At 74.3% G+C, this 22,198-nt stretch carries 20 protein-coding genes and 1 tRNA gene; 4 read left to right on the top strand and 17 right to left on the bottom strand.

Annotation, left to right across the window (positions count from 1 at the left end; genetic code table 11):
* Positions 1-506: 506 nt before the first annotated feature.
* Both ACGH2B_RS15680 and ACGH2B_RS15675 read right to left on the bottom strand, forming a co-directional pair.
* On the bottom strand, positions 507-1,505 hold the full coding sequence (locus ACGH2B_RS15680; RefSeq protein ID WP_399089162.1) for a zinc-dependent alcohol dehydrogenase family protein: 999 nt from the start codon (positions 1,503-1,505) through the stop codon (positions 507-509).
* A 65-nt stretch (positions 1,506-1,570) separates the two neighbouring features.
* On the bottom strand, positions 1,571-2,371 hold the full coding sequence (locus ACGH2B_RS15675; protein WP_399089159.1) for a DeoR/GlpR family DNA-binding transcription regulator: 801 nt from the start codon (positions 2,369-2,371) through the stop codon (positions 1,571-1,573).
* 300 nt (positions 2,372-2,671) lie between these two features.
* Between ACGH2B_RS15675 and ACGH2B_RS15670 the strand changes: the two genes are divergently transcribed.
* Together ACGH2B_RS15670 and ACGH2B_RS15665 are read left to right on the top strand one after the other, a co-directional pair.
* Positions 2,672-3,127, top strand: a complete 456-nt coding sequence (locus tag ACGH2B_RS15670; protein WP_399089156.1) for a CBS domain-containing protein — start codon at positions 2,672-2,674, stop codon at positions 3,125-3,127.
* 403 nt (positions 3,128-3,530) lie between these two features.
* Complete coding sequence (locus tag ACGH2B_RS15665) at positions 3,531-4,457, top strand: maleylpyruvate isomerase family mycothiol-dependent enzyme (RefSeq protein WP_399089153.1); 927 nt, start codon at positions 3,531-3,533, stop codon at positions 4,455-4,457.
* 38 nt (positions 4,458-4,495) lie between these two features.
* Here the strand turns inward: ACGH2B_RS15665 and ACGH2B_RS15660 are convergent, their stop codons facing one another.
* Complete coding sequence (locus ACGH2B_RS15660; protein WP_399089150.1) at positions 4,496-5,542, bottom strand: YncE family protein; 1,047 nt, start codon at positions 5,540-5,542, stop codon at positions 4,496-4,498.
* Between the two features lie 147 nt (positions 5,543-5,689).
* Between ACGH2B_RS15660 and ACGH2B_RS15655 the strand changes: the two genes are divergently transcribed.
* Positions 5,690-6,586, top strand: coding sequence for a LysR family transcriptional regulator (locus ACGH2B_RS15655; RefSeq protein WP_399089147.1), 897 nt, complete (start codon positions 5,690-5,692; stop codon positions 6,584-6,586).
* A gap of 84 nt (positions 6,587-6,670) precedes the next feature.
* Here the strand turns inward: ACGH2B_RS15655 and ACGH2B_RS15650 are convergent.
* Positions 6,671-6,752 (bottom strand) — tRNA-Tyr (locus ACGH2B_RS15650).
* A 197-nt stretch (positions 6,753-6,949) separates the two neighbouring features.
* On the opposite strand from ACGH2B_RS15650, the gene ACGH2B_RS15645 reads away from it, so the two are divergent.
* A complete protein-coding gene (locus tag ACGH2B_RS15645) occupies positions 6,950-7,438 on the top strand; it encodes a YajQ family cyclic di-GMP-binding protein (RefSeq protein WP_399089144.1) in 489 nt (162 codons plus the stop codon).
* Between the two features lie 152 nt (positions 7,439-7,590).
* Here the strand turns inward: ACGH2B_RS15645 and ACGH2B_RS15640 are convergent, their stop codons facing one another.
* From ACGH2B_RS15640 to ACGH2B_RS15580, 13 genes are all read right to left on the bottom strand, one after another.
* Positions 7,591-7,983 carry a YccF domain-containing protein gene (locus ACGH2B_RS15640; protein ID WP_399089141.1) on the bottom strand — a complete coding sequence of 131 codons (393 nt, stop codon included), beginning with the start codon at positions 7,981-7,983 and terminating at the stop codon, positions 7,591-7,593.
* A gap of 109 nt (positions 7,984-8,092) precedes the next feature.
* On the bottom strand, positions 8,093-8,956 hold the full coding sequence (gene htpX, locus ACGH2B_RS15635; RefSeq protein ID WP_399089138.1) for a zinc metalloprotease HtpX: 864 nt from the start codon (positions 8,954-8,956) through the stop codon (positions 8,093-8,095).
* 230 nt (positions 8,957-9,186) lie between these two features.
* A complete protein-coding gene (locus tag ACGH2B_RS15630) occupies positions 9,187-10,758 on the bottom strand; it encodes an NADH-quinone oxidoreductase subunit N (RefSeq protein WP_399097035.1) in 1,572 nt (523 codons plus the stop codon).
* Between the two features lie 8 nt (positions 10,759-10,766).
* Entirely contained in the window at positions 10,767-12,479 is a 1,713-nt protein-coding gene (locus ACGH2B_RS15625) for a NuoM family protein (protein WP_399089135.1), read from the bottom strand.
* Positions 12,480-12,481: 2 nt separating this feature from the next.
* Positions 12,482-14,386, bottom strand: a complete 1,905-nt coding sequence (locus ACGH2B_RS15620; protein ID WP_399089132.1) for an NADH-quinone oxidoreductase subunit L — start codon at positions 14,384-14,386, stop codon at positions 12,482-12,484.
* Complete coding sequence (nuoK, locus tag ACGH2B_RS15615) at positions 14,383-14,757, bottom strand: NADH-quinone oxidoreductase subunit NuoK (protein ID WP_399089129.1); 375 nt, start codon at positions 14,755-14,757, stop codon at positions 14,383-14,385. Before nuoK ends, ACGH2B_RS15620 begins: the two co-directional genes overlap by 4 nt.
* Positions 14,757-15,434 (bottom strand): NADH-quinone oxidoreductase subunit J, encoded by a 678-nt coding sequence (locus ACGH2B_RS15610; RefSeq protein ID WP_399089126.1) that lies wholly within the window; start codon positions 15,432-15,434, stop codon positions 14,757-14,759. The genes nuoK and ACGH2B_RS15610 overlap by 1 nt, the downstream gene beginning before the upstream one ends.
* Positions 15,431-16,018: a NuoI/complex I 23 kDa subunit family protein gene (locus ACGH2B_RS15605; protein ID WP_399089123.1), complete on the bottom strand. Its 588-nt coding sequence runs from the start codon at positions 16,016-16,018 to the stop codon at positions 15,431-15,433. Before ACGH2B_RS15605 ends, ACGH2B_RS15610 begins: the two co-directional genes overlap by 4 nt.
* 1 nt (position 16,019) lies before the next feature.
* Positions 16,020-16,985, bottom strand: coding sequence for an NADH-quinone oxidoreductase subunit NuoH (nuoH, locus tag ACGH2B_RS15600; RefSeq protein WP_399089120.1), 966 nt, complete (start codon positions 16,983-16,985; stop codon positions 16,020-16,022).
* On the bottom strand, positions 16,982-18,409 hold the full coding sequence (locus ACGH2B_RS15595) for an NADH-quinone oxidoreductase subunit C (RefSeq protein WP_399089117.1): 1,428 nt from the start codon (positions 18,407-18,409) through the stop codon (positions 16,982-16,984). The genes nuoH and ACGH2B_RS15595 overlap by 4 nt, the downstream gene beginning before the upstream one ends.
* Entirely contained in the window at positions 18,406-19,074 is a 669-nt protein-coding gene (locus ACGH2B_RS15590) for an NADH-quinone oxidoreductase subunit B (RefSeq protein ID WP_399089114.1), read from the bottom strand. Before ACGH2B_RS15590 ends, ACGH2B_RS15595 begins: the two co-directional genes overlap by 4 nt.
* Positions 19,065-19,472, bottom strand: coding sequence for an NADH-quinone oxidoreductase subunit A (locus ACGH2B_RS15585; RefSeq protein WP_399089112.1), 408 nt, complete (start codon positions 19,470-19,472; stop codon positions 19,065-19,067). Before ACGH2B_RS15585 ends, ACGH2B_RS15590 begins: the two co-directional genes overlap by 10 nt.
* Before the next feature lie 235 nt (positions 19,473-19,707).
* Positions 19,708-21,573, bottom strand: a complete 1,866-nt coding sequence (locus tag ACGH2B_RS15580; RefSeq protein ID WP_399089110.1) for a hypothetical protein — start codon at positions 21,571-21,573, stop codon at positions 19,708-19,710.
* Positions 21,574-22,198 lie beyond the last annotated feature (625 nt).

The following is a 22,198-nucleotide window of genomic DNA, read 5'->3' as shown; positions in this document are numbered from 1 at the left end:
GCCGGGACGGTGCGGGCCGCCGCGCCATCGGATCGGACGTCGGGCCATCCCTCCAGGGCGGGTCACCGGAGTGAGAGCGGGACGTTCGGAGCGTCGGGCCAGGGCAAGCCGCCGGGGCCGGGCGTCGCGCCGGGCCCTCGCACCGTCCGGCCGGGCCGTCTCCGGTCCGGCCGGGGCCCGGCCGGAACCACGCTGATCGGAGCGGCAGTTGCCCGTCAACCGCCCGGCCGGAACAGGCCCGGCCGCGCGCCCGCTCCCGCGACACCGGGCGGTGTGGGCCGCTGCGCCGCAGGGCCGCAGGGCCGCAGGGCCGCAGGGCCGCAGGGCCGCAGGGCCGCAGGGCCGCAGGGCCATCACACCCCGTCCGGCCCGTGGCCGCCCCCTCCTGGCCCGTGCCGTCCCGGTGCGGGCGCGCCCCACGGCCGCCCCCGTGCAGGCGCGAAGCCTCCCGCCCGGCCGGGGCCCCCGGTACGGGGAGCACGACCGCCCGGCGGGGGCGCCCCCGATCAAGCCCCCGGGAGGATCTGTATCTTCCGGCCCGTTCCCGCGCGGAAGGTGTCCAGGGCGGTGGTGAAGTCGGTCAGGGCGAAGCGGTGGGTGAGCATCATGTCGGCGTCGATGACGCCCTTGGCCATGAGGTCGACGGCGCGGCCGAAGCTGTGCAGGACGGCCATCGAGCCGACGATGGTGATCTCGTCGTTGTAGACCTGGAACGGCGAGAACGACGCCTTGGCCGCCGATGGCGCGACCCCGAACTGCTGGAACGTACCGCCGCGCCGCACCCGGGTGAGGCCGTCCTCGATGGCGGGGACGGCGCCGGTGCAGTCGATGACCGTTTCCCAGCCCCCGGGGCGCTCCAGCGCGTCGGCGCCGGTGGCGGTGGCGTCGGCGCCGAGGCGGGCGGCGACGGCGAGGCGATCCTCGTTGACGTCGACGACCGAGAGGGAGGCGGCTCCGGCGGCGCGGGCGAGCTGGAGCATCAGCAGCCCCATCGTCCCGGCGCCGTAGATCAGGTAGTGGTCGCCGAGGCGGCGCGGCAGGACGTCGAAGCCGCGGACCGCGCAGGAGAGCGGCTCGATGAGGGTGCCCTGGACGGTGTCGACGTTCTCCGGGAGGCGGTGGCAGTTGGCGGCGGGCACCGTGACGTATTCGGCCATCGCGCCGTCGACGGTGTCGCCGATGGCGCCCCACCGCTCGCAGAGGTTGCCCCGGCCGATGGCGCAGAAGTGGCAGGCGCCGCAGAACAGCGAGGGGTCGACGGCGACCTGCGTGCCCGTGGGCAGCCCCGCCACCCCCTCCCCCAGGGCGACGACCTCGCCGGTGAACTCGTGCCCGGGGATGATCGGGTACGGCGTGGGGGCGAACTCGCCCTCGACGATGTGCACATCGGTTCCGCAGATCCCGACGGCCGCGGGCGCCACGACGACCTCGCCGGGCCCGGGGGTCGGGTCCGCGACGGTGGTGAGGGTGTGGGTGCCGGGCTTTTCGACGACGACGGCGCGCATGGATCGGCCTTTCTCGTTGCGGTTCCGGGTGCGGTGGTGCGTGGGTGGCGGGTGGGCGGGGGCTTTCAGGTCCGTGGGGCGGCGGGGGTGACGGTGCGGACCTCGGTGCCCAGCTCCCGGGCGGTGCGCAGTTCGTCGGCGGGCGCGCGGTCGTCGGTGAGCAGCAGGTCGTACGCGCCGACGTCGCCGTAGCCGCAGGGGGCGGTGCGGCCGAACTTGCGGTGGCTGACGGCGAGTACGGCCCGGTCGGCGGCCTGGACGTAGGCGCGTTTGTTGTCGGCGTACTGGCGGACCGGGTGGTAGAGCCGCCCGGCGCTGATCGAGGTGGCGGTGACGAAGGCGACGGCGGCGCGCAGCCCGCGCAGCTCACGCCGGGTGCGGGGGCCCGCGCAGGACTCGAAGTCCTCGTGGAACCGGCCGCCCAGCAGGGTGACTTCGGCGGACGAGCCGGACAGGAGGTAAGCGACGCGCAGGGAGTTGGTGATGACGTGGACGCCCTCCACGGCGGCCAGGCGGCGGGCGAGCGGGAAGAGGGTGGAGCCGCAGTCGACGAGGACGGTGCTGCCCGGGGCGACCTCCGCGGCCAGCGCGTCGGCGAGCGCCGTCTTGATGTCGAGGTCGGCGTGCTCACGGAAGCGGACCGCGCTCTCCATGGTGACGACAGGGAAGGCGGTGGCCACCCCGCGTCCCTTGTGGAGGAGTTGGCGTTCGGTGAGGTTGTCGAGATCGCGGTGCATCGTCATCACGCTGACGCCGAGGCGCTCGGCGAGATCGGCTATCCGTATCTCGCCCTCGTCGGCGACCTGGCGCAGGACCGTCCTGCGGCGCGCTTCCACTTCTGCTTCCGACCCACGGCTCGGTCGCATGGCCGGCCGCCCCCCTTCGCTGGCTCGACGCGTTCCCCCGGAACGTCGCTCACGGCTTCCTCCGACGATAAGGCGCGGCATGCGAAAGTCACACACTTTATGTGAAGTTCAGGGAATTCCCAGGGTTCCCCCTGGGGGTTCGCGTCCCGCTCGCGGGGCGCGTCCGGGGCGGGCGGCGGGGCCCGGGCATCGGTGGTGTGATGGAAGGAGAAGACGGCACGAAAGGGGCGGAAGGGGAGCCGCCCCGGGGCGCCGCCGGGGGGGGTGTCGCGGCGCTCCGCCACCCGGAAGGAGACTGTCATGCCCGGCACATCCGACACGGCCGGCCCGCTGCGCGCCCAGGACATCATGACCAGCGGGGCGCACTGCATCGGCGCCCACGATTCGCTGCGCGCGGCGGCGCGGATGATGCGCGATCTGGGCGTCGGCTGCCTGCCCATCTGCGGCGACAACAACCGTCTCATCGGCATGATCACCGACCGCGACATCGTGATCCGGTGCTGCGCCGAGGGCATCGACCCGGCGACGGTGCAGGCCGGCACGTTGGACGGCCCCCTCCACTGGATCGACGCGGCGGCGGACGCCCGGCAGGTCCTCGACACCATGGAACAGCACCGGATCAAGCGCCTCCCGGTGATCGACGTCCGCGCCGGCCACCGCCTCATCGGCATGATCACCGAGGCGGATCTCGCCAAGAACCTCACCGACGCCCAGGTCGCCGAGTTCGCGGGGCGGGTGTACGCGGACGCGCGGTGAGACGCGTCCGCGTACGCGGGGTGTGCGTACCGCATACGCGGGGTGTGCGTACCGCGTACGTGAGCGGCGTCGGCTGACGGGCCGCCGTTCCGCGCGGGACGGCGGCCGGTCGCGGCAGGGGCTCGGGCACCGGGAGCGTGCGGGGCGAGCCCCGGCCCGTACGCCCATGGCCCGGGCCAGGTCCCGCCGTGTACGCCCCGCCGGGCCTCGGAGCCATGTGTCCGGAGGCCCCGGAACCTCCGCGCCCCGAGATCGCCCGGAGCGTGCGCGCCGCCCCGCCCGCGCACGCCGCCGCACCCCGACACGCCTGCCCCCGAAGGACGCCCGGAGCCTCCGCTTCCCCGGCACCGCGCCGCCCCGTAACCGCGTGGCGGCCCCCTCCGCCCCGCCGTACGATCCGGCCATGACGACACCGGACTTCGATCGCCGATGCGCCGAAATCGCCCGTCAGACCGCGCAGTTGCGGGACCTCGTCGAGGGGGCCGACGCGCTCACGCCCGTTCCCGGCTGCCCGGGATGGCATCTGGGGCAACTGGTGCGGCATGTCGGGGGTGCGCACCGCTGGGTCGAGGAGATCGTCCGGACCCGCGCCACCCGGGAGGTCCCGGACGACGCGGTGAACGAGGTCGCGCCGCGCCGGGCCGAGGACATGGCGGCCCTGGGCGCCTGGCTGGACGAGGGCGCCGGGCGGCTGGTCGCGGAGTTGCGCGCGGCCGGGCCCGGCGCCCGGGTGTGGACGGTGCTGCCCGGTGTGACGTCCCCGGCGTTCTGGGCCCGGCGGATGGCGGGCGAGACCCTCGTCCACCGCGCGGACGCGGCGCTCGCCGTCGGCGCGGAGTTCACCGCCACGGACGAGGCGGCCCGCGACGCGGTCGACGAGTGGCTGTCCTTCTGCGACCACCCGGAGGCGTACGCACCGCTCCCCGGCTCCCCCGCCGTCCTCGGCCCGGGGCGCACCCTGGCGTTCGACACGGCACCGGGCGCCGCGGCGGGCGGCGGCAGCCCCACGGGCGGCGCGCCCCCGGCGGACGGCGGCCCCGCGGCAAGCGGCAGCCCCGCCCCCGGCAACACCCCCTCGGCCGCCGGCCACCCCCTGACCTGCGACGCTCCCGGACCGACCGCCCCCGCCCGCTGGCTCGTCGACCTGACCGGCGACGCCCCCGTCCTCCACCGCACCGCCGCCCCGGCCGCCGTCACCGTCCGCGCCACCCCGACCGCCCTGCTGCTCTTCCTCTACGGGCGACCGGTCCCCGACGGCTCCCTGGACATCACCGGAGACCGGGACCTGCTCACCCTGTGGCGGGACCGGGCGGCGTTCTGGCTGACCTGACGGGAGCCGCCGGGCGTGGCGCGGGCCGCCCGGGGCGCTCAGGCCTCCCGGGGCAGATACGCCAGCCCGTGGGCGCCCGGCCCGCCGCGGCGCGGCACGTCGAGCCGGGCCAGCCGCTCCAGCGTCACCAGATCGACGAGGTCGACGGTCGAGGAGCCGGTGGCGGCCACGTAGCCGATCCGGCCGTCGGGTGACGAGGTGAGGGTCAGCGGCAGCGTCCCCACCTCCACCTCGCCCAGACGGCGGTGGTCACCGGCGGCGAACACGGTGAGGCGCCCCGGCGCCTGCCCGCCCCCGGGCTCCTGGCGGGTCTCCCCCACGAGCAGCGTCCCGTCCGCCGTGGTGTGCACCGGCAGGACGACGTCCCCGGTCGGCAGGGTGCCGGTCACCCGCAGCGTACGGGTGTCGATCACCCGGATCCCGGGCTCCGGCCGCTCCTCCCCGGGCGCGGCGGGCGTACCGAACGCGGCGTAGGGCGCGGCGACGTAGAGAAGCGCCCCGTCCGGCGAGACCGCCAGCCCTTCGCTCCCCGGTACCTCGATCTTCGCGGTGAGCGCGCCGCTGCCGAGGTCCACGACGGAGACGAACGGCGCCTCCTTGTTGGTGGCGTAACCGGTCGTGCCGTCCGGGGAGAGGATGAACCAGTGCGGGCCGGGCGCGTCGGTATCGATGCGCCCGAGGGGGCGCCGGGTCGCGGTGTCGATCACCACGACGCCGCCCGGCCGGTCCGCGGAGCCCTCGACGCTGACGTAGAGCCGCCCACGCGCCGCGTCCAGCGCCAGGCCGTGCGGCCCGTGCTCCGGAGCGAGATCGACGGTCCCGACGACGCGGCGGGTGTCGGCGTCGAGGACGGTCACCTCCGTCCGCCGCCCGCTGTTGTCGTGGTAGACGCCGGAGAGGTACGGGGTGGCGCACCACAGCAGGCGCTGTACGGGGTCGAAGCACAGCTCGTGCGGTTCGGCGGCGAGTTCGGTGGTGCCGAGGTGCCGGTCGGTGGCGGCGTCGTGGAACGAGATGGCGGGCCCGGTCTGGCTGACCACGGCCAGGACGTCACCTTCACGACCGGCACGGGCGGACTGCGGCATGACGCGCTCCTTGGCGAAGAGGTGTCCCCGCGGCTGCGGCGACCTCCTCACTCTCGGCGCGGACCGCGTTACGCGGCAATGCAAAGATAGGCACAGAACCATTGCCGATATGCGCAAAGATGCAGGTCAGGAAGGTTCCCGGGGGTTATGGATCTCAATCTGCTGCACACGCTCGACGCGCTGCTCCAGGAGAACAGCGTGACCCGCGCCGCCGAACGGCTCGGCACCTCGCCCGCCGCGGTCAGCCGCACCCTGGCCCGGCTGCGGCGCGCCGTCGGCGATCCGCTGCTGGTCCGCGCCGGGCAGACGATGGTGCCGACCCCGCGCGCCCTGGAACTGCGGGACCAGGTCGGCGGCGTCCTGCGCGACTGCGAGCGGCTGTTCCGCCCGTCGGCGCCGTTCCGCGCCGCCGACCTGGACCGCACCTTCACACTCCAGGCCGGCGACATCCTGCTGGCGGGGCTGGCCGGCCCGCTGACCGACCGGCTGCGCACGGCCGCCCCGCACGTCGACCTCGTCTTCCTGCCCGAGGCGGTGGAGGACGGCCCGGCGCTCCGCCAGGGCCGGATCGACGTGGAACTGGGCGTCCTCGACCACCTGGACCCGGAGACCCGTACGGAACCGCTCGCCCGGGTGTCCCTGGTCGGCCTCGCCCGCGCCGGTCACCCGCTCTTCGACGGACCGCTGACCGCCCGCCGGTTCGCCGCCGCCGACCACATCGGCATCTCCCGGCGCGGCCGGCGCCTCGGCCCCATCGACCGCGCCCTGGCCGACCTGGGCCTGCGGCGCCGCGTCGCCGCCGTCGTCCCCAGCCATATGAGCGCGATGCAACTGGCCCGCGACACCGACCTCGTCGGCCTCACGCTCCCCGGCTGGCTCCCGGACACCATCGAGGCGCTGGGCCTGCGCACCTTCACCATCCCGCTCGACCTGCCGTCGCTCGACCTCGGCATGGCCTGGCATCCGCGCCACTCCGCCGACCCCGCGCACCGCTGGTTCCGCGCCCAGGTGAAAGCGGTGGGGCCACGGCCGTCGACCGGGTGAACGTACGCCCCGGGGCGGGGTCACCCGGGCAACGAAAACGGCCCGTGATCGCGTTTCCGCTGATCACGGGCCGTTCCCCAACTGTGGCGGCGCCAGGATTCGAACCTGGGAAGGCGAAGCCGGCAGATTTACAGTCTGCTCCCTTTGGCCGCTCGGGCACACCGCCAGGGTTTGCTGCCAGGAGATCCGCTTGCTGCGGCGCTCCGTGGCAACGACGTAAACCATACCTGATGGCAGGGGGTGCTCCGCCACTCGGTTCCATGGCCGGGGTCGCAGGTGGCGGGGGTGCCTCCTCTAGGCTGGCGGGGCGGTCCGGGACGGGCCGTTTCCCTGACGGACCTATCCACGAGGAGCCAACTCACCATGGCCGACTCCAGTTTCGACATCGTCTCGAAGGTCGAGCGGCAGGAGGTCGACAACGCCCTCAACCAGACCGCCAAGGAGATCTCGCAGCGCTACGACTTCAAGGGCGTGGACGCGTCGATCGCGTGGTCGGGCGAGAAGATCGAGATGAAGGCCAACGCCGAGAGCCGGGTGGCCGCCGTCCTCGACATCTTCCAGTCCAAGCTGGTCAAGCGCGGGGTCTCGCTGAAGGCGCTGGACGCGGGCGAGCCGCAGCTCTCCGGCAAGATGTACAAGATCTTCGCCTCCATCCAGGAGGGCATCTCGCAGGAGAACGCCAAGAAGGTCGCCAAGACGATCCGCGACGAGGGCCCGAAGGGCGTCAAGGCGCAGGTGCAGGGCGACGAGCTGCGGGTCAGCTCCAAGAGCCGCGACGACCTCCAGGCCGTCCAGCAGCTGCTGAAGGGCAAGGACCTGGACTTCGCGATCCAGTTCGTGAACTACCGGTAGTCACCGGCGTACGGCGGTACGGGCCCGCGGAGCGGGGCACCGCGCCGCCGGCAGGACGCAACGACCGGGTGGGGCGGCGGGCCATGGGCGCGCCGCCCCACCGGCGTGTACGGGCGGGCCCGCCGCCCCGCTCCGTGGCTCCGGCGGCGTGGTCAGCGGGTGGCGAACGGTTCGTCCGTGGGCACGATCTCGCGGCCGAGCGGCATCAGGGAGATCGGGATCATCTTGAAGTTGGCGATGCCGAACGGGATGCCGATGATCGTGATGCAGAGCGCGATGCCGGTGAAGATGTGGCCCAGCGCCAGCCACCAGCCCGCGAAGACGATCCAGACGATGTTGCCGATCATGGACCCGGCGCCCGCGTCCCGGCGTTCGACGGTGGTACGGCCGAAGGGCCAGAGCGCGTAGCCCGCGATGCGGAAGGACGCGATACCGAACGGGATCGTGACGATCAGGACGCAGCAGATGATGCCCGCGAGGACATAGCCGAGCGCCATCCAGAAGCCGCTGAGGACCAACCAGATGACATTGAGGAGGAGCTTCATGATCGACAGCCTTCCACGGGCGGGACGACGGGTGCGTACGCCCTCGTAGACGCGGCGGCCGGTGGGGAACGTTGCGAGGCGGCCCCCGGGTGCGGGGGCGGCCCGGCGGTCATATGTGAGGGCCGGCCATCCGCTCCAGACGGCTGATGCGCTCGCGCATCGGCGGGTGGGTGGCGAAGAAGCGCGACATGCCCTCGCCCGCGCGGAACGGATTGGCGATCATCATGTGCCCCGCGGTCTCCAGCCGGGGCTCCGGTGGCAGCGGAAGCTGCTGGGTGCCCGCTTCCAGCTTACGGAGCGCGGAGGCCAGGGCGAGTGGATCGCCGGTGAGCCGGGCGCCCGACGCGTCGGCCTGGTACTCCCGGGAGCGGCTGACGGCGAGCTGGATCAGGGAGGCGGCGAGCGGACCCAGGATCATGATCAGCAGCATGCCGAGCACCCCGGGGCGGTCGTCGTCGTCCGAGCGGCCGGCCGGGATCAGCCAGGCGAAATTCACCAGGAACATCACCACGGAGGCCAGCGCCCCGGCCACCGAGGAGATGAGGATGTCGCGGTTGTGGACATGGCTCAGCTCATGGCCGATCACGCCCCGCAGCTCCCGTTCGTCCAGCAACTGGAGGATGCCGTCGGTGCAGCAGACCGCGGCGTTACGGGGGTTACGGCCCGTGGCGAAGGCGTTCGGCGCCTGGGTCGGGGAGAGGTAGAGACGCGGCATGGGCTGGCGGGCGGCGGTCGACAGCTCACGGACCATGCGGTACAGGCCGGGCGCCTCGAACTCGCTCACCGGGCGGGCGCGCATGGCCCGCAGCGCGAGCTTGTCGCTGCTCCAGTAGGCGTAGGCGTTCGTCCCCACCGCGACGAGCACGGCGACGATCAGGCCCGTACGTCCGAAGAAGCCGCCGATGACGAGGATGAGGACGGACAGACCGCCGAGGAGTACGGCGGTTTTGAGCCCGTTGTGCCCGCGGTGCACCGTACGCCCTCCAAGCGGTCCGGCAGGGGAACCCTGTGCTTGCGCGTTCCACCCTTCGGTGGATCCTTCCTCACTGGTCAACGCGGGATGAGGAGGGCAGGTTCCCTGACCCTCCGCACCCGGGGAGGGCCGGTTCCGGGGGCCACGGGGTGCCCGGCGGGCGCGTACGGCGGCCCGGCGGCGGGCGCGGAGCAGAGGTGCTCCGGCCGGGGAGCGGCGCCGAGGCAGCGCTACAGGAGGGTGCTCGCGGCGAAGCGCAGGACGAGCTGCGGGGCGCCGGAGAGGGCGACGCCGAGGACGGTGGCCAGGGTGAGCGCGACGGCGAGCGGCACGGGGATCCGGGCGGCCACGGGGCGGGCCACGGCGGCTCCCCCGGCCGTGACGTCGACGGACACCTCGTCGGCCGCGTCCTCGGGGGCGCCGCGGAACAGCACCGCAGTCCAGCGCAGGTAGTAGTAGAGCGCGATCACCACGTTGACGGCCATGACGACGGCGAGCCAGCCCAGGCCCGCGTCGACGGCCGCGGAGAAGACCGTGACCTTGGCGAACAGGCCGATGACGCCCGGCGGCAGCCCGGCCAGGCAGAGCAGGAAGAAGCCGAGGGCCAGCGCCACCAGGGGGCGGCGGGTGGCGAGACCGCGGTAGTCGGTGAGGCGGTTGGCCGGGCTGGTCCGCGCCACCAGGGCGGCGACGGCGAACGCGCCGAGGTTCACCGCGGCGTACATCAGGGCGTACGCGACGGTCGACCCGATGGCGCGCCCCGGGGCGTCGGCGTACGCGGCGGCGGCGATCGGCACCAGCAGGTATCCGGCCTGGCCGACGGAGGACCAGGCCAGCAGCCGGACGGCGCTGTGGGCGCGGCCCGGGTCCTGGCGCAGGGCCGCGACGTTGCCGACGGTCATGGTCAGCGCGGCCAGCACCGCCAGCACCGGCCCCCAGATGTGCGCGTACGACGGGAAGCCCTCGACCGTGACGAGGATCAGACCGGAGAAGCCGACGGCCTTCCCGATGACGGAGAGGTACGCGGCGATGGGCAGCGGGGCGCCGACGTAGGTGTCGGGCACCCAGAAGTGGAACGGCGCGGCGGCGGTCTTGAAGGCGAAGCCGACGAGGGTGAGGGCCACACCGGCGCTCGCGAGGGTGGCCAGGCGCGGGTCCGGGAGGTGGGCGAGCCCATGGGCGACGCGGGTCAGGTGGAGGCTCCCGGTGGCGGCGTACAGGAAGCTGACGCCCAGGAGCATCACGGCGGTGGCGGCCACCGAGGAGAGGAAGAACTTCAGGGCCGCCTCGGAGGAGAGCCGGTCGTCGCGGCGCAGGCCGACCAGGGCGAAGGCGGGCAGCGAGGCCACCTCCAGGGCGAGGACTAGGGTCGCCAGGTCACGGGAGGCGGGCAGCAGGGCGGCGCCGGCGGCCGAGGAGAGCAGCAGGAACCAGTACTCGCCCGCGGGCAGGCCGCCGTCCTTCACGGTGTCGATGGACAGCAGCGCGGTCAGCAGCGCGCCGGCCAGCACCAGGAACTGGATGACCAGGGCGAACGGGTCCGCGACATAGCTGCAGACGTCCCCGCCGCCGATGCAGAAGGTCCGGCGGTCGCCGCCGGTCAGGGGCAGCAGGGAGAGCCCGGCCAGGGCGAGGCCCCCGGTGGCGAGCCACCCCAGGAGCGGCTTGCGGGCCACCGGGAGGAACAGGTCCGCGACGAGCACCACCAGGGCGACGGCGGCGGTGATGACCGGCGGCGCCAGGGCGGCCCAGTCGACGGACTGCACCAGGGAGGCCGCTCCGCCGGCGGCCGTCGGGATCATCGGGCTGGTCACTTGCCGCCTCCGAGGAGCTGCTGGACGGCCGGGTCGGTGAGGCCGAGGAGGGCCGCGGGCCACAGTCCGGCGAGGACGGTGAGGGCGGCGAGGGGGCTCCAGGCCGCGTATTCGTGACGGGCGATGTCGGGGATGAGGGCGCCCGCGGCGCTCACGGTGGCGGGCCTCCTCCCCGGGGCGGCGTGGTGCGCGGCCTCGTCCGGGGAGGCGGTGCCCTCCTCTACCGCGGCGGCGGGCTCGTCGGCCCCGGGGGTGGCGCCCATGCAGACGCGGCGGACGACGAGCAGCAGGTACGCGGCGGTCAGCAGGGTGCCGAGCCCGGCCAGCGCCATGAAGGTGAGGAAGGCGGGCCGGCTGAGCCCGGGGGCCGGGTGGAACGCGCCGAACATGGCGAGCATCTCGCCCCAGAACCCGGCCAGCCCGGGGATGCCCAGGGAGGCCACGGCGGCGAAGGCGAGGAAGGCGCCGAAGCGGGGCGCACGGCCGTAGAGGGCGGCGCCGGTGGCACCGGCGAGGGTGTCGAGGTCGGTGGTGCCGGTGCGGTCCTTGAGGGCGCCGACCAGGAAGAAGAGCAGGCCGGTGATGAGGCCGTGGGCGATGTTGGCGAAGAGCGCGCCGTTGACGCCGGTGGGCGTCATGGAGGCGATGCCGAGCAGTACGAAGCCCATGTGGCCGACGGAGCTGTACGCGATCAGCCGCTTCAGATCGCCCTTGGCGCCCTTGCGGACCAGCGCGAGGCAGGCGAGCGAGCCGTAGACGATGCCGACGGCGGCGAGGGCCGCGAGGTAGGGCGCGAAGGTGTGCATGCCCTCGGGCGCGATCGGCAGCGCGATCCGCACGAAACCGTACGTGCCCATCTTCAGCAGGACGCCGGCGAGCAGCACCGAGCCGACGGTGGGGGCGGCGGTGTGGGCGTCCGGCAGCCAACTGTGCAGTGGCCACAGCGGCGACTTCACGGCCAGACCGATGCCGATCGCGAGCACCGCGACGAGCTGAACGGTGTGGCTGAGCTGGGCTTTCGGGCCGTTGTCAGTGGCGAGTGCCACCATGTCGAACGTGCCGCTCTTCACACCCACGAGGAGCAGGCCGAGCAGCATGACGACGGAACCGAGCAGCGTGTAGAGGATGAACTTCCAGGCGGCCGCCTGCCGGCCGCCCGACTCCCGGCCGGACGGAGCGCCGGACACCGCGCCGCCGGAATTGCCGCCCCAGCGGGCGATGAGGAAGTACATCGGGATGAGCACCATCTCGAACGCCAGGAAGAACAGCACGAGATCGAGGACGGCGAAGGTGGCGAGAGTGCCGGACTCCAGCAGGAGGAGCAGCGCGACGAACGCCTTGGGGGACGGCCCCTTGGGCATCGAGAAGTAGCTGTAGAGCGCGCAGAGGAAGGTCAGCAGCGCGGTCAGGACGACGAGGGGGAGCGAAATGCCGTCGATGCCGAGGTGGACGCGGATGTCCAGCGCGGGGATCCAACTGAGGTCGGTGGTGGCCTGCATCGTGGCCGGGTGGCCGTGGTCGAAGCCGATGGCCAGGGCCACGGCCGCGGCGAGGACGACACCGGTGACGGTCACGCCGTGGCGCAGGACGGCCTGGTCGGGGCCGCGGCCGCGGAGGCCGGGCGGGGCCGGGAGCAGCGCGGCGGCGGCGCCCAGCAGCGGGAGCACGACGACGGCCGCGAGGAGCAGCTGCATAGCGGTGTGATTCATGGTCAGGCTCCGGTGCCCGTGGCGACGAGGACGGCGGCGACGGCCAGGACGAGCGCGCCCGCGAGCAGTGCGCCGAGGTAGGTCTGCACATTGCCGGTCTGGGCACGGCGGACGGCGGCGCCCAGCCAGCGGGGGCCGGTTCCGGCGGCGCGGACGTAGGTGTCGACGACCTCACGGTCGAGGAAGCGGACGAGGACCGCGGCGGCGCGGACGGGCCGGACGAACAGCGCGGTGTAGGCGGCGTCGAGGTGGAACCCGGCGGCCGCGGGGCGGTACAGCGGCCCGAGCAGCACCCGGCCGGGGTCGGTGGCGGCGTTGTCCGCCGCGGTGCGGGTGGCCGGTGCGGTGGTGTGGCGCCAGGTCGCGTAGGTGACGAGGCCGCCGACGAGGGCGATGCCGGTGCCCAGGACGGAGGTGGTGAGGGCCGGGGTGAGGGAACGTCCGTCGAACCAGTCGGCCAGGAGCGGCGCGGCCAGGCCGAAGGCGGCGGTGGGGACGAAGAGGACCCAGAGCACGGCCTTCATGGCGAGCGGCTGCGGGCCGTGGTCGGGGGCCTCCGCGCCGCTGCCGCGGAAGGCGAGGAGCCACAGCCGGGTGGCGTATCCGGCGGTGAGGAGGGCGGCGATCAGCCCGGAGATCAGGACGGTCCAGCCGGCCGCGCCGGGGATGCCCGCGGCCCCACCGGTGGCGGCGTGCTCGGCGGCACCGAGGACGGCTTCCTTGGAGAAGAAGCCGGAGAACGGCGGGATCGCGGCGAGCGCGAGGAGCGCCACGGTGACGGTCCAGAAGGCGTCGGGGACGCGCCGGTCGAGGCCGCTCATCCGGGACATGGCGGAGAGCGAGTTGGTGCCGGCGGCGTGGATGAGCGCCCCGGCGCCCAGGAAGAGGAGGGCCTTGAAGGCGCCGTGGGAGAGGAGGTGGAAGACGGCCGCGCCGCGGTCGCCGACGGCCAGGGCGCCGGTCATGTAGCCGAGCTGGCCGATGGTCGAGTAGGCGAGGACGCGTTTGACGTCGTCCTGGGCGAGCGCGGCCAGACCGGAGCCGATCATGGTGATCGCGGCCATGACGGCGAGGACGACCAGCGCCGCGGCGGAGGCGGCGAAGACGGGGAGGAGCCGGGCGACGACGTAGACACCGGCGGCGACCATCGTCGCGGCGTGGATGAGCGCCGAGACGGGGGTGGGGCCGGCCATCGCGTCGGGCAGCCAGGTGTGCAGCGGGAATTGCGCGGACTTGCCCGCGACACCGGCGAGCAGCAGCAGCGCGATGAGCGTCGGGTGGTCGAGACCGTCGCGGGCGACGGAGCCGAGGATGCCGGTGATGCGGAAGGTCCCGGTGTCGGCGGCGAGCGCGAAGATGCCGAAGAGGAAGGGGACGTCGCCGAGCTTGGTGACGAGGAACGCCTTGAGGGAGGCGGCGCGGGCGGCCTCGGTCTCCCAGTAGTGACCGACGAGGAAGTACGAGCAGATGCCCATGACCTCCCAGCCGACGAGCAGCACCATCAGGTCGCCGGTGTAGACGACGAGCAGCATCGCGGAGGTGAAGAGCGAGACCAGCGCGGCGTACGAGGGGTAGCGCGGGTCGTCGCGCAGATAGCCGGTGGAGTAGATCTGCACGCAGGTCGCGACCACGCCGACGAGGACGGCGATCAGGACGGCGAAACCGTCGAGGTGCAAGGCCAGGTCGATGGGGACGGAGCCGGTCGGGGTGAGCCGGGTGGCGACGTCGGTGGCGGGCCCGGTGCCCACCCCGGCGGCGGTGACGACGGCGAGCACGGCGGCGGCGAGCGTGGGCAGCACGGCGAGCGGCCGGACGAAGCCGGGGGCGCGGCGGCCCAGGAAGAACCCCGCGACCGCGCCGAGGAACGGCAGGAGGGGGACGAGGACGGCGGTGGTCGTGGGTGTCACGCGGTGGCCTCCGCCTTGGTGTCCGGCTGCGGGTCCGTGGTGCCGTCGGCGTCCGGGGTGCCCGGCGTGTCGGCGAGGGCCCGCAGCCGGTCGATGTCGGAGGTGCCGCGGTGGCGGTGGACGAGCAGCACGATCGCCAGGCCGATACCGATCTCGGCGGCGGCGACGGCGATGGTGAAGAGGGTCAGTGCCTGACCGGCGTGGAGGGTGTCGCGCAGCCAGGCGTCGAAGGCGACGAGGTTGAGGTTGACGGCGTTGAGCATCAGCTCGACGGACATCAGCACCAGGATCGCGTTGCGGCGGGCGAGCACGCCGTACAGCCCGGTGCAGAAGAGGAGGGCGGCGAGGACGGCCGGATGGACGAGATGCATCAGCGCTGGTCCTCTCGCGGGGCGGGGCCGGGGGCCCCGGGGGCGTCCGCCGGGCCGGAGGGTGCCGGGGCCGCGCCGACCGGGGTGCCCGCCGCGCCGGGTGCCGCAGCCGGGGCCGTACCGCCCCCGCCGGGGCCGGCCGTGCCGGTGCCCTTGCGGGAGAGGACGATCGCGCCGACCAGGGCGGCGAGCAGCAGGACGGAGAGGGCTTCGAAGGGGAGGACCCAGTACTGGAAGAGGCTGCGGCCGGTGGTCTCGGTGGTGCCCTGCGGGGTGCCGAGTTCGATCCAGGTGGCGCGGAAGGCGTCGACGACGACCCAGACCAGGGCGGCGGCGGAGGCGGCGGCCACCGCGACGGCGGCCCAGCGGTTGCCGGAGTCGGCGTCCGGTGACCGGCCGATGGGCGCCTTGGTGAGCATCAGCCCGAAGAGCAGGAGGACGACGACGGAGCCGACGTAGATCAGGACCTGGACCCAGGCGATGAACTCCGCGGTCAGCAGCAGGTACTCGACGGCGGTGCCGCCGAGGGCGACGACCAGCCAGAGCGCGGCGTGGACGAGCTGCCGGGTGGTGACGGTGGCGACCGCGGCGCCGAGGGTGACGAGGCCGACGAGGAGGAAGACGATCTCGACGCCGGAGGGGGTGAGGAAGCCGTGGCTTGCGGCGGCGAGCGTCACGCGTCCTCCCCGGAGGTCTCGGTGTCGGCGGCGGCCTGCTGGGCGGCGAGTTTGTCGGCCGTCTTACGGGCGGCGGCGATCTCCTTCGGCTCCTCGGCGGCGGGGTCGAGGGCGGGCGGTTCGGGCACGGTCCACATCCACTCGCGGAGTTTGTCGCGCTCGTGGGTCAGCTCGCGGATGTCGGTCTCGGCGTACTCGAACTCCGGTGACCAGAAGAGGGCGTCGAAGGGGCAGACCTCGATGCAGATACCGCAGTACATGCAGAGGGAGAAGTCGATGGCGAAACGGTCGAGGACGTTACGGCTGCGCTCGCGGCCGCCGGGGGCGGCGGGCGGCACCGTCTCCTTGTGGGAGTCGATGTAGATGCACCAGTCGGGGCATTCGCGGGCGCAGAGCATGCAGACGGTGCAGTTCTCCTCGAACAGTCCGATGACGCCGCGGGTGCGCGGTGCCAGGTCGGGCTGGACATCGGGGTACTGCGCGGTGGTGGTGCGCTTCGTCATCGTCCGGAGGGTGACGGCGAGGCCCTTGGCGAGCCCGGAGCCGGGGAAGCCGGACGGCTTGGACTTCTTGTCCGCGGCCATCTCAGGAGGTCACCACCTTGACGACGCCGGTGAGGGCGATCTGGACGAGGGCGAGCGGGATGAGGACGGTCCAGGCGAGCTTCTGCAACTGGTCCTCGCGCAGCCGCGGGTAGGTGACCCGCAGCCAGATGATGACGAAGGCGAGGACGGCGGTCTTGAGCAGCGTCCACAGCCAGCCGAGGCCGTCGGCGCCGGACGGGCCGTGCCAGCCGCCGAGGAAGAGGACGGAGGTCAGCGCGCAGAGCACGACGATGCCCGCGTACTCGGCGAGCAGGAAGAGAGCGAACCGCAGGCCGGTGTACTCGGTGTACGCACCGAAGATGATCTCCGAGTCGGCGACCGGCATGTCGAACGGCGGCCGTTGCAGTTCGGCGAGTCCGGCCACGAAGAAGACCACGCCGCCGATGAGCTGCCACGGCACCCACCACCAGTGGAAGGAGTCGAGGATCCCGGGCAGCGAGAGGGTGCCGGCGGCCATCGCGACGGAGGCGGCGGCGAGCAGCATCGGCAGTTCGTAGGCGAGCAGTTGGGCGGCCGTGCGCAAGCCGCCGAGCAGGGAGAACTTGTTGGCCGACGCCCAGCCCGCCATGATCGAGCCGAGAACGCCGACGCCCATCACCGCGAGGACGAAGAAGAGGCCCGCGTCGAGGCTCTGGCCGACCGCGTCGCCCGGTCCGATGGGGATGGCGGCGAGGACCAGCAGGTACGGCAGCAGTCCGACGGCGGGTGCGAGCTGGAAGATCCGCCGGTCGGCGCCGGCCGGGACGATGTCCTCCTTCTGCGCGAACTTCACCCCGTCGGCGACGAGCTGCGCCCAGCCGTGGAACCCGCCCGCGTACATCGGTCCGAGGCGGCCCTGCATATGGGCCATGACCTTGTGTTCGGTCTGGCCGACGACCAGCGGGAGGACGAGGAAGGCGACGAAGACGGCGAGCAGGCGCACCACGATGTCGAGAGCGTCGCTCATGGGGTGTCGCCTCCTGCCGGGTCCTGGTGGGGGGTGGCCTCGCCGGTGCCGGTGTTTTCGCCGGTGCCGGGGCCCTGGTCGGGACCGGGTTTCTCGCCGGTGCCGGTGGATTCACCGAGGCCGGATTTCTCGTCCGGGCCGGTTTCCTCGCCGGGGCTTCCCGTCCTGTCGTCCGTACCGGAGCCGGTGCCGCCGGGAGCCGCGTCCGCCGGGGCGGGCCCGGGCTCCCCGAAGGCCGGCCGGGCGTGGTGCCAGGGGGCGTCCGAGGAGGTGGCGGCGGCGGGCCTGGGCGGGCGGGAGGCCGCGCCTCCGGCCGACGCCTCCGGCTTGGCCGGCGCTTCCGGCTTGGCCGCCGCCTCGGGCTCGGCCGACGCCGCCGTCTCCGGCTTCGCCGCCGCCTCGGGCTCGGCCGACGCTGCCGTCTCCGGCTTCGCCGAAGCCGCAGGCCCAGTCGGTGTGGCGGGAGCGGCCGGAGCCTCGTGCCCAGCCGGTCCGGGCGGTGCGGCCGGTCCGGACGGAGCCTCGGCCCCCGCAGGCGCGGAATCCGTGGCCGGGGTGGTGCGCTGGCTGGCCGATCCGGCGCTCGCCGTGCGGGTGCGGCGGGCGGGGCGTTCGCCCGCCGCCGGGCGCTCCGCGGCGGCGGCGCGTCCCGCACCGGCCGGGCGTTCGGCCCCGGCGGCCCGCGCACCGCCGGCCGCGCGTGCGCCGCGCGCCGGGCGGGCCGGGGCCGGGGGGAGCTGGCCCTTGAGCGGGCCCCATTCGTTCGGGTCGGGGACGCCGGGCGGCAGCATCTGGCGGCGCTTGGGACCGCCGTGCTCGGACTCGCCCGGTTCCTTGGCGCCCGGCCATGCCTTGGCGACCCGCGCGGCGAGGACGAAGTCCTTGCGCAGCGGGTGGCCTTCGAAGTTCTCCGGAAGCAGCAGCGGGGCGAGGTGCGGATGGCCGGTGAAGTCCACGCCGAACATCTCGTGCGTCTCGCGTTCGTGCCAGGCGGCGCCCGCGTAGACGCCGGTGGCGGTGGGCAGCACCGGTGCCTCGTGCGGCACGGTCGTGCGGACCAGCAGCCGCCGCACGGTGCCGGGGCGGGAGACGTCGGCGAGGTGCGCGCAGATCCGAAAGCCGGTGCCGGGCTCGTCGACGGCGCTCAGCCAGTCGAAATAGGTGCAGCTCAGGGCGGTGCGGGCGACGGTCAGGGCCTCGATCCAGCGGTCGGCCGGTACGTCGACGGTCAGCAGGTCGTAGGCGCTCTCCGCGGTGGCGCCCGCGCCGAAGAGGGCGCTCGCCGGGCCGGGCAGCCAGCCGACGACGGGCTCGCCCGCCTCGCCCGCCGGCGCCTCCGCCGACCCGCCCACCGGCTCGTTCGCCGCCCCGCCCACCGGCTCGTTCGCCGCCCCGCCCACCGGCTCGTTCGTCGGCTCGCTCATCGGGGCTCCTCCCCCGGGCCGCCGGGTTCCGGCGCGGCGGGCGTACCGGGCGCCGGGGGCGCCACCAGGCCGCTGCGCAGCGCGTCCACCGAGGCCGCGGGCGTCTTGGTGGTCCCGTACCGCTCGCCCAGCGATTCGCGGGCGATCTTCTCCTGGAGCTTGAGGATGCCCTGGAGCAGCGCCTCCGGGCGGGGCGGGCAGCCCGGTACGTAGACATCCACCGGAATGATCTGGTCGACGCCCTTGGTCACCGAGTACGAGTCCCAGTACGGGCCGCCGCAGTTGGAGCAGGCGCCGAAGGAGATGACGTACTTCGGCTCGGGCATCTGCTCGTAGAGGCGCTTGACGGCCGGGGCCATCTTGTCGGTGACCGTGCCCGAGACGACCATCAGGTCGGCCTGGCGCGGGCCGGGCGCGAACGGGATGACGCCGAGCCGGATGAAGTCATGGCGCGCCATGGACGCGGCGATGAACTCGATGGCGCAGCAGGCGAGGCCGAAGTTGAAGACCCAGAGGCTGTAGCGGCGGCCCCAGTTGAGGACCACCTTCATCGGTTCGGGCGCCAGGCGGGCGAGCGTGCCCAGGCGGCGCGGCATCGGGAGATCGGCGCGGGCGGAGCCCTCGGCCGCTGCCGACGCGCCGTCGGGGGCGGGGGTCACGTCCATTCCAGGACGCCCTTCTTCCATGCGTAGAGCAGGCCGACGGTGAGGAAGCCGAGGAAGATGAACATCTCCACGAGCGTGACGCCGCCGAAGCCGGGGGCGGCGAAGACCGTCGCCCAGGGGAACAGGAAGATCGAGTCGACGGCGAAGATCACGTAGAGGAAGGCGTAGACGTAGTAGCGGACCTGGGTGTGCGCCCAGCCCTCACCGACCGGGTCCACACCGCATTCGTACGTCAGCAGCTTCTCGGGCGTCGGAACCACGGGCCGCAGCAGCCGCCCGGCGCCGAAGGCCACGGCCACGAAGAGGACACCGACGACGGCGACCAGGCCGACGAAGGAATACCCCTGGAAGTACTCCGCGGCGCTGGTGATGGTGCGCACGGTCGTGTCGTCCGGCACGTCCGCCCCTCGCTCCCTGACTGCGCTTGTTCAACGACTTCGACGATCTGTACGCACGGAGTCTAGGCCCTGCTCTTCCCGCGCTGAGCAGCCGCGTCGCGCCGTCGGTGGGGTTGACCCCACTTCGTCCCGGCTCTGCGGCCGCCTGCCGGACGGTCCTGCCCGCCATACGGACAGGACCGGGAAGCGGCGCGGCCCCGCCCGTACGCCGGCGGACCGGGGCCGCACCCGGGGGTCAGGCCCCGGCGCCGTCCGGGCGGGGCAGCGGACCGCCGTCGAAGGGGCTCCGCTCGTCGGGCGGCGGATCGAAGGGACTCCGCTCACCGCCGCCGGCACCGTCCGGCTGTCCCGCCTCCGGGGGCGCTTGGGGATGCCGGGTGGCACGCAGCGGTTCCGGCTGCCCCGGAGGGACGGCGCCGGGCTGCTGCGGCGGCTGTCCGTACGGGGGCGCCTGGGGGTGCGGCGACGAGGGCGGCTGTTGCGTTCCCTGTGGCGGGCGGGGCTGCATGTACGGGTTGTCGTACGGCGACACGGGGTGCTGCGGCGCGGCTCCGGGCTGCGGAGGAAGGGGTGACGAGCCGGGCGCCTGCGGCGGCAGAGGGTGTGAGGGAGGCAGAGGCTGCTGCGGAGTCAGGGGCTGCTGCGGAGTCAGGGGTTGCTGCGGTGTGTAAGTGCCCTGCGGTGCGTGGGGCTGCTGGGGCATCGGGCTCTGCTGAGCCGACTGATTCCGCGGTGTGGCCTGGGCCTGATGAGGCCGCTGTCCCTGATGAGTGAGCGGGCCCTGGTGCGGCGCATGCTCCTGGTACGGCACGTGGTGCTGCTGGGGGGCCTGAGCCTGGTGCGGCGGCTGGTCCTGGTGCGGGAGCGGGTGCTGAAGGTGCGGCTGGTGCGCGGGCTGTCCCTGCGGCTGCCGCGGACCGACCGGAGCGTGGGGCTGCGGTCCCGCGACGGAGGCGGCGACCGGCCCTGCGGGGATGACCGTGGCGGGCTCGGCGGGCGCACCCGTGGCGGACCCCGCGGGGATGACCGTGGCGGGCCCCGGGGCCGGCCCGGCGGGACCGGTGGCGCCGGGGACGATCGTCGGCACCGGGCGGGGCCGGGCGGTGGCGGGGCCGGCGGGGCGGACGACGCCGTGGGCGATGTACGGTTCGCCGCCGTGCGCGGGCCGGTCGGAGGGGCGGCGGCCGGGTTCGCGGGAGACCGCGCGGTTCATCACCTCGGCGGCGATCCGGGCGGCGGCCGCCAGGGTCCGTTCGCCCAGCAGCTCCGTACGGATCGCGCCGCCCGCGGCCAGGTGGCGGTCGTAGGGCAGCGCCAGCACCGCCGCACCGCCCGCGCCGAGGTGGGTGGTGGCCGTACGGGCGTCGACCCCGGTGTCGGGCGCCAGGTGGGTGAGGACGACGACGGTGGTCGGCAGCAGCCCCGGGTGCAGACCGCCCACCCAGTCCAGTACGGAACGGGTGGCCGCGACGCCCTCCGGGGTGGCCGGGGTGACCAGCACCCGGGCCTGTGTGGTGACCAGCGCGGTGCGGGCCACCTCGGCGGGCAGGGTCTCGCAGTCGACGACGGTGGCGGCGAAGTGCCGCCGCAGCGAGGTCATGACGGTGCGGTACGTGTCGAGGTCCAGCCGGGTGCCGATCGCGCCCTGGCTGCCGGGCAGCAGCCAGCCGCCGCCCGCGAACGGCAGCAGATAGCCGGTCAGGTCGGTGATCAGCATCGACGGGTCGACGATCTCCGCCAGATCGCTGCCCGACCAGCGCACCTCGCGCGCGCCGAGCCGGTGCGGCAGCGTGCCGAGCGCCGGATCGGCCTCGACGGCGAGCACCGGATCGGGCCGGTGGTGGGCGTAGGTCAGCGCGAGCAGCGCCGCGACGGTGGATTTGCCCGCGCCGCCCCGGATGCTGGAGACCGCGATCTGCCGCCCGGTGACGACCGGTTGCCGGATGGCGGCCGCCGCCTCCGTGACCGCCGCCGTCTCGGAGGCGGGCGACGACGCGAACACCTTCCGCAGCGCCCGCCCGGCCCGCCGCCCCAGCGGATCACCACGCCGCGGCTTGGGTTGCCCGTCGGCCAGTTCGGGCGGCAGCAGCGGTACGGACACGGGCGTACGCGCCGGAAGCCCGGGACGCCCGTACCGGGCGGGGGCGGGTGCCGCGTCCGTAGGAGCGACGGGTACGGGCAGGGCCCGCGCCGGACCGTCAGCGGGTGCGGCCGGGGCCTGCGCCGGGGCGGGTGCGGCCGGGGGCCGTGCCCCACCCGGAACACCGGGAGTGGCCGGGCCCGGGGCCGGGCCGGCGGATACGGGCGGGGGCTGCGCGGCGTCGGAAGCCGCGGGGGCAGCCGGGTTCCGTGGCGCGTCGGCGGCGGGCGCGGGCAGGGCCTGACCTGCGGCGGAAGCCATCGGAGCGGCCGGGGCCCGTGCCTCGTCCCCGGGCGCGGGTGCGGCGGGTGCCGGGCCCGGGCCCGGCACCACGGGCGCGGCTCCGGCCGGGGACGGCGCTCCGCCCGGCGCCGGGCCCGGACCGGCATCCGGCCTGAGGTCCGGGCCACCCGGTGGCGGGCCCGGGACCGGCTCCGGCTCCGCCTCGCCCCCGGCGCACGCCACCTGCGCGGGCGCCCCCGAGGCATCCGTGCCGGGCACCCCCGGGACGTTCACGTCGGTGCGCCCGGGGGCACCCGCTCCGGAAGCCTCCGGCGCGCCCCTCGTCCCTTCCCGTGCCGCCACG

It is taken from the genome of Streptomyces sp. BBFR2, assembly GCF_044497305.1.
Taxonomy (GTDB): domain Bacteria; phylum Actinomycetota; class Actinomycetes; order Streptomycetales; family Streptomycetaceae; genus Streptomyces.
This window is presented reverse-complemented; position numbering and strand designations above follow the sequence as displayed.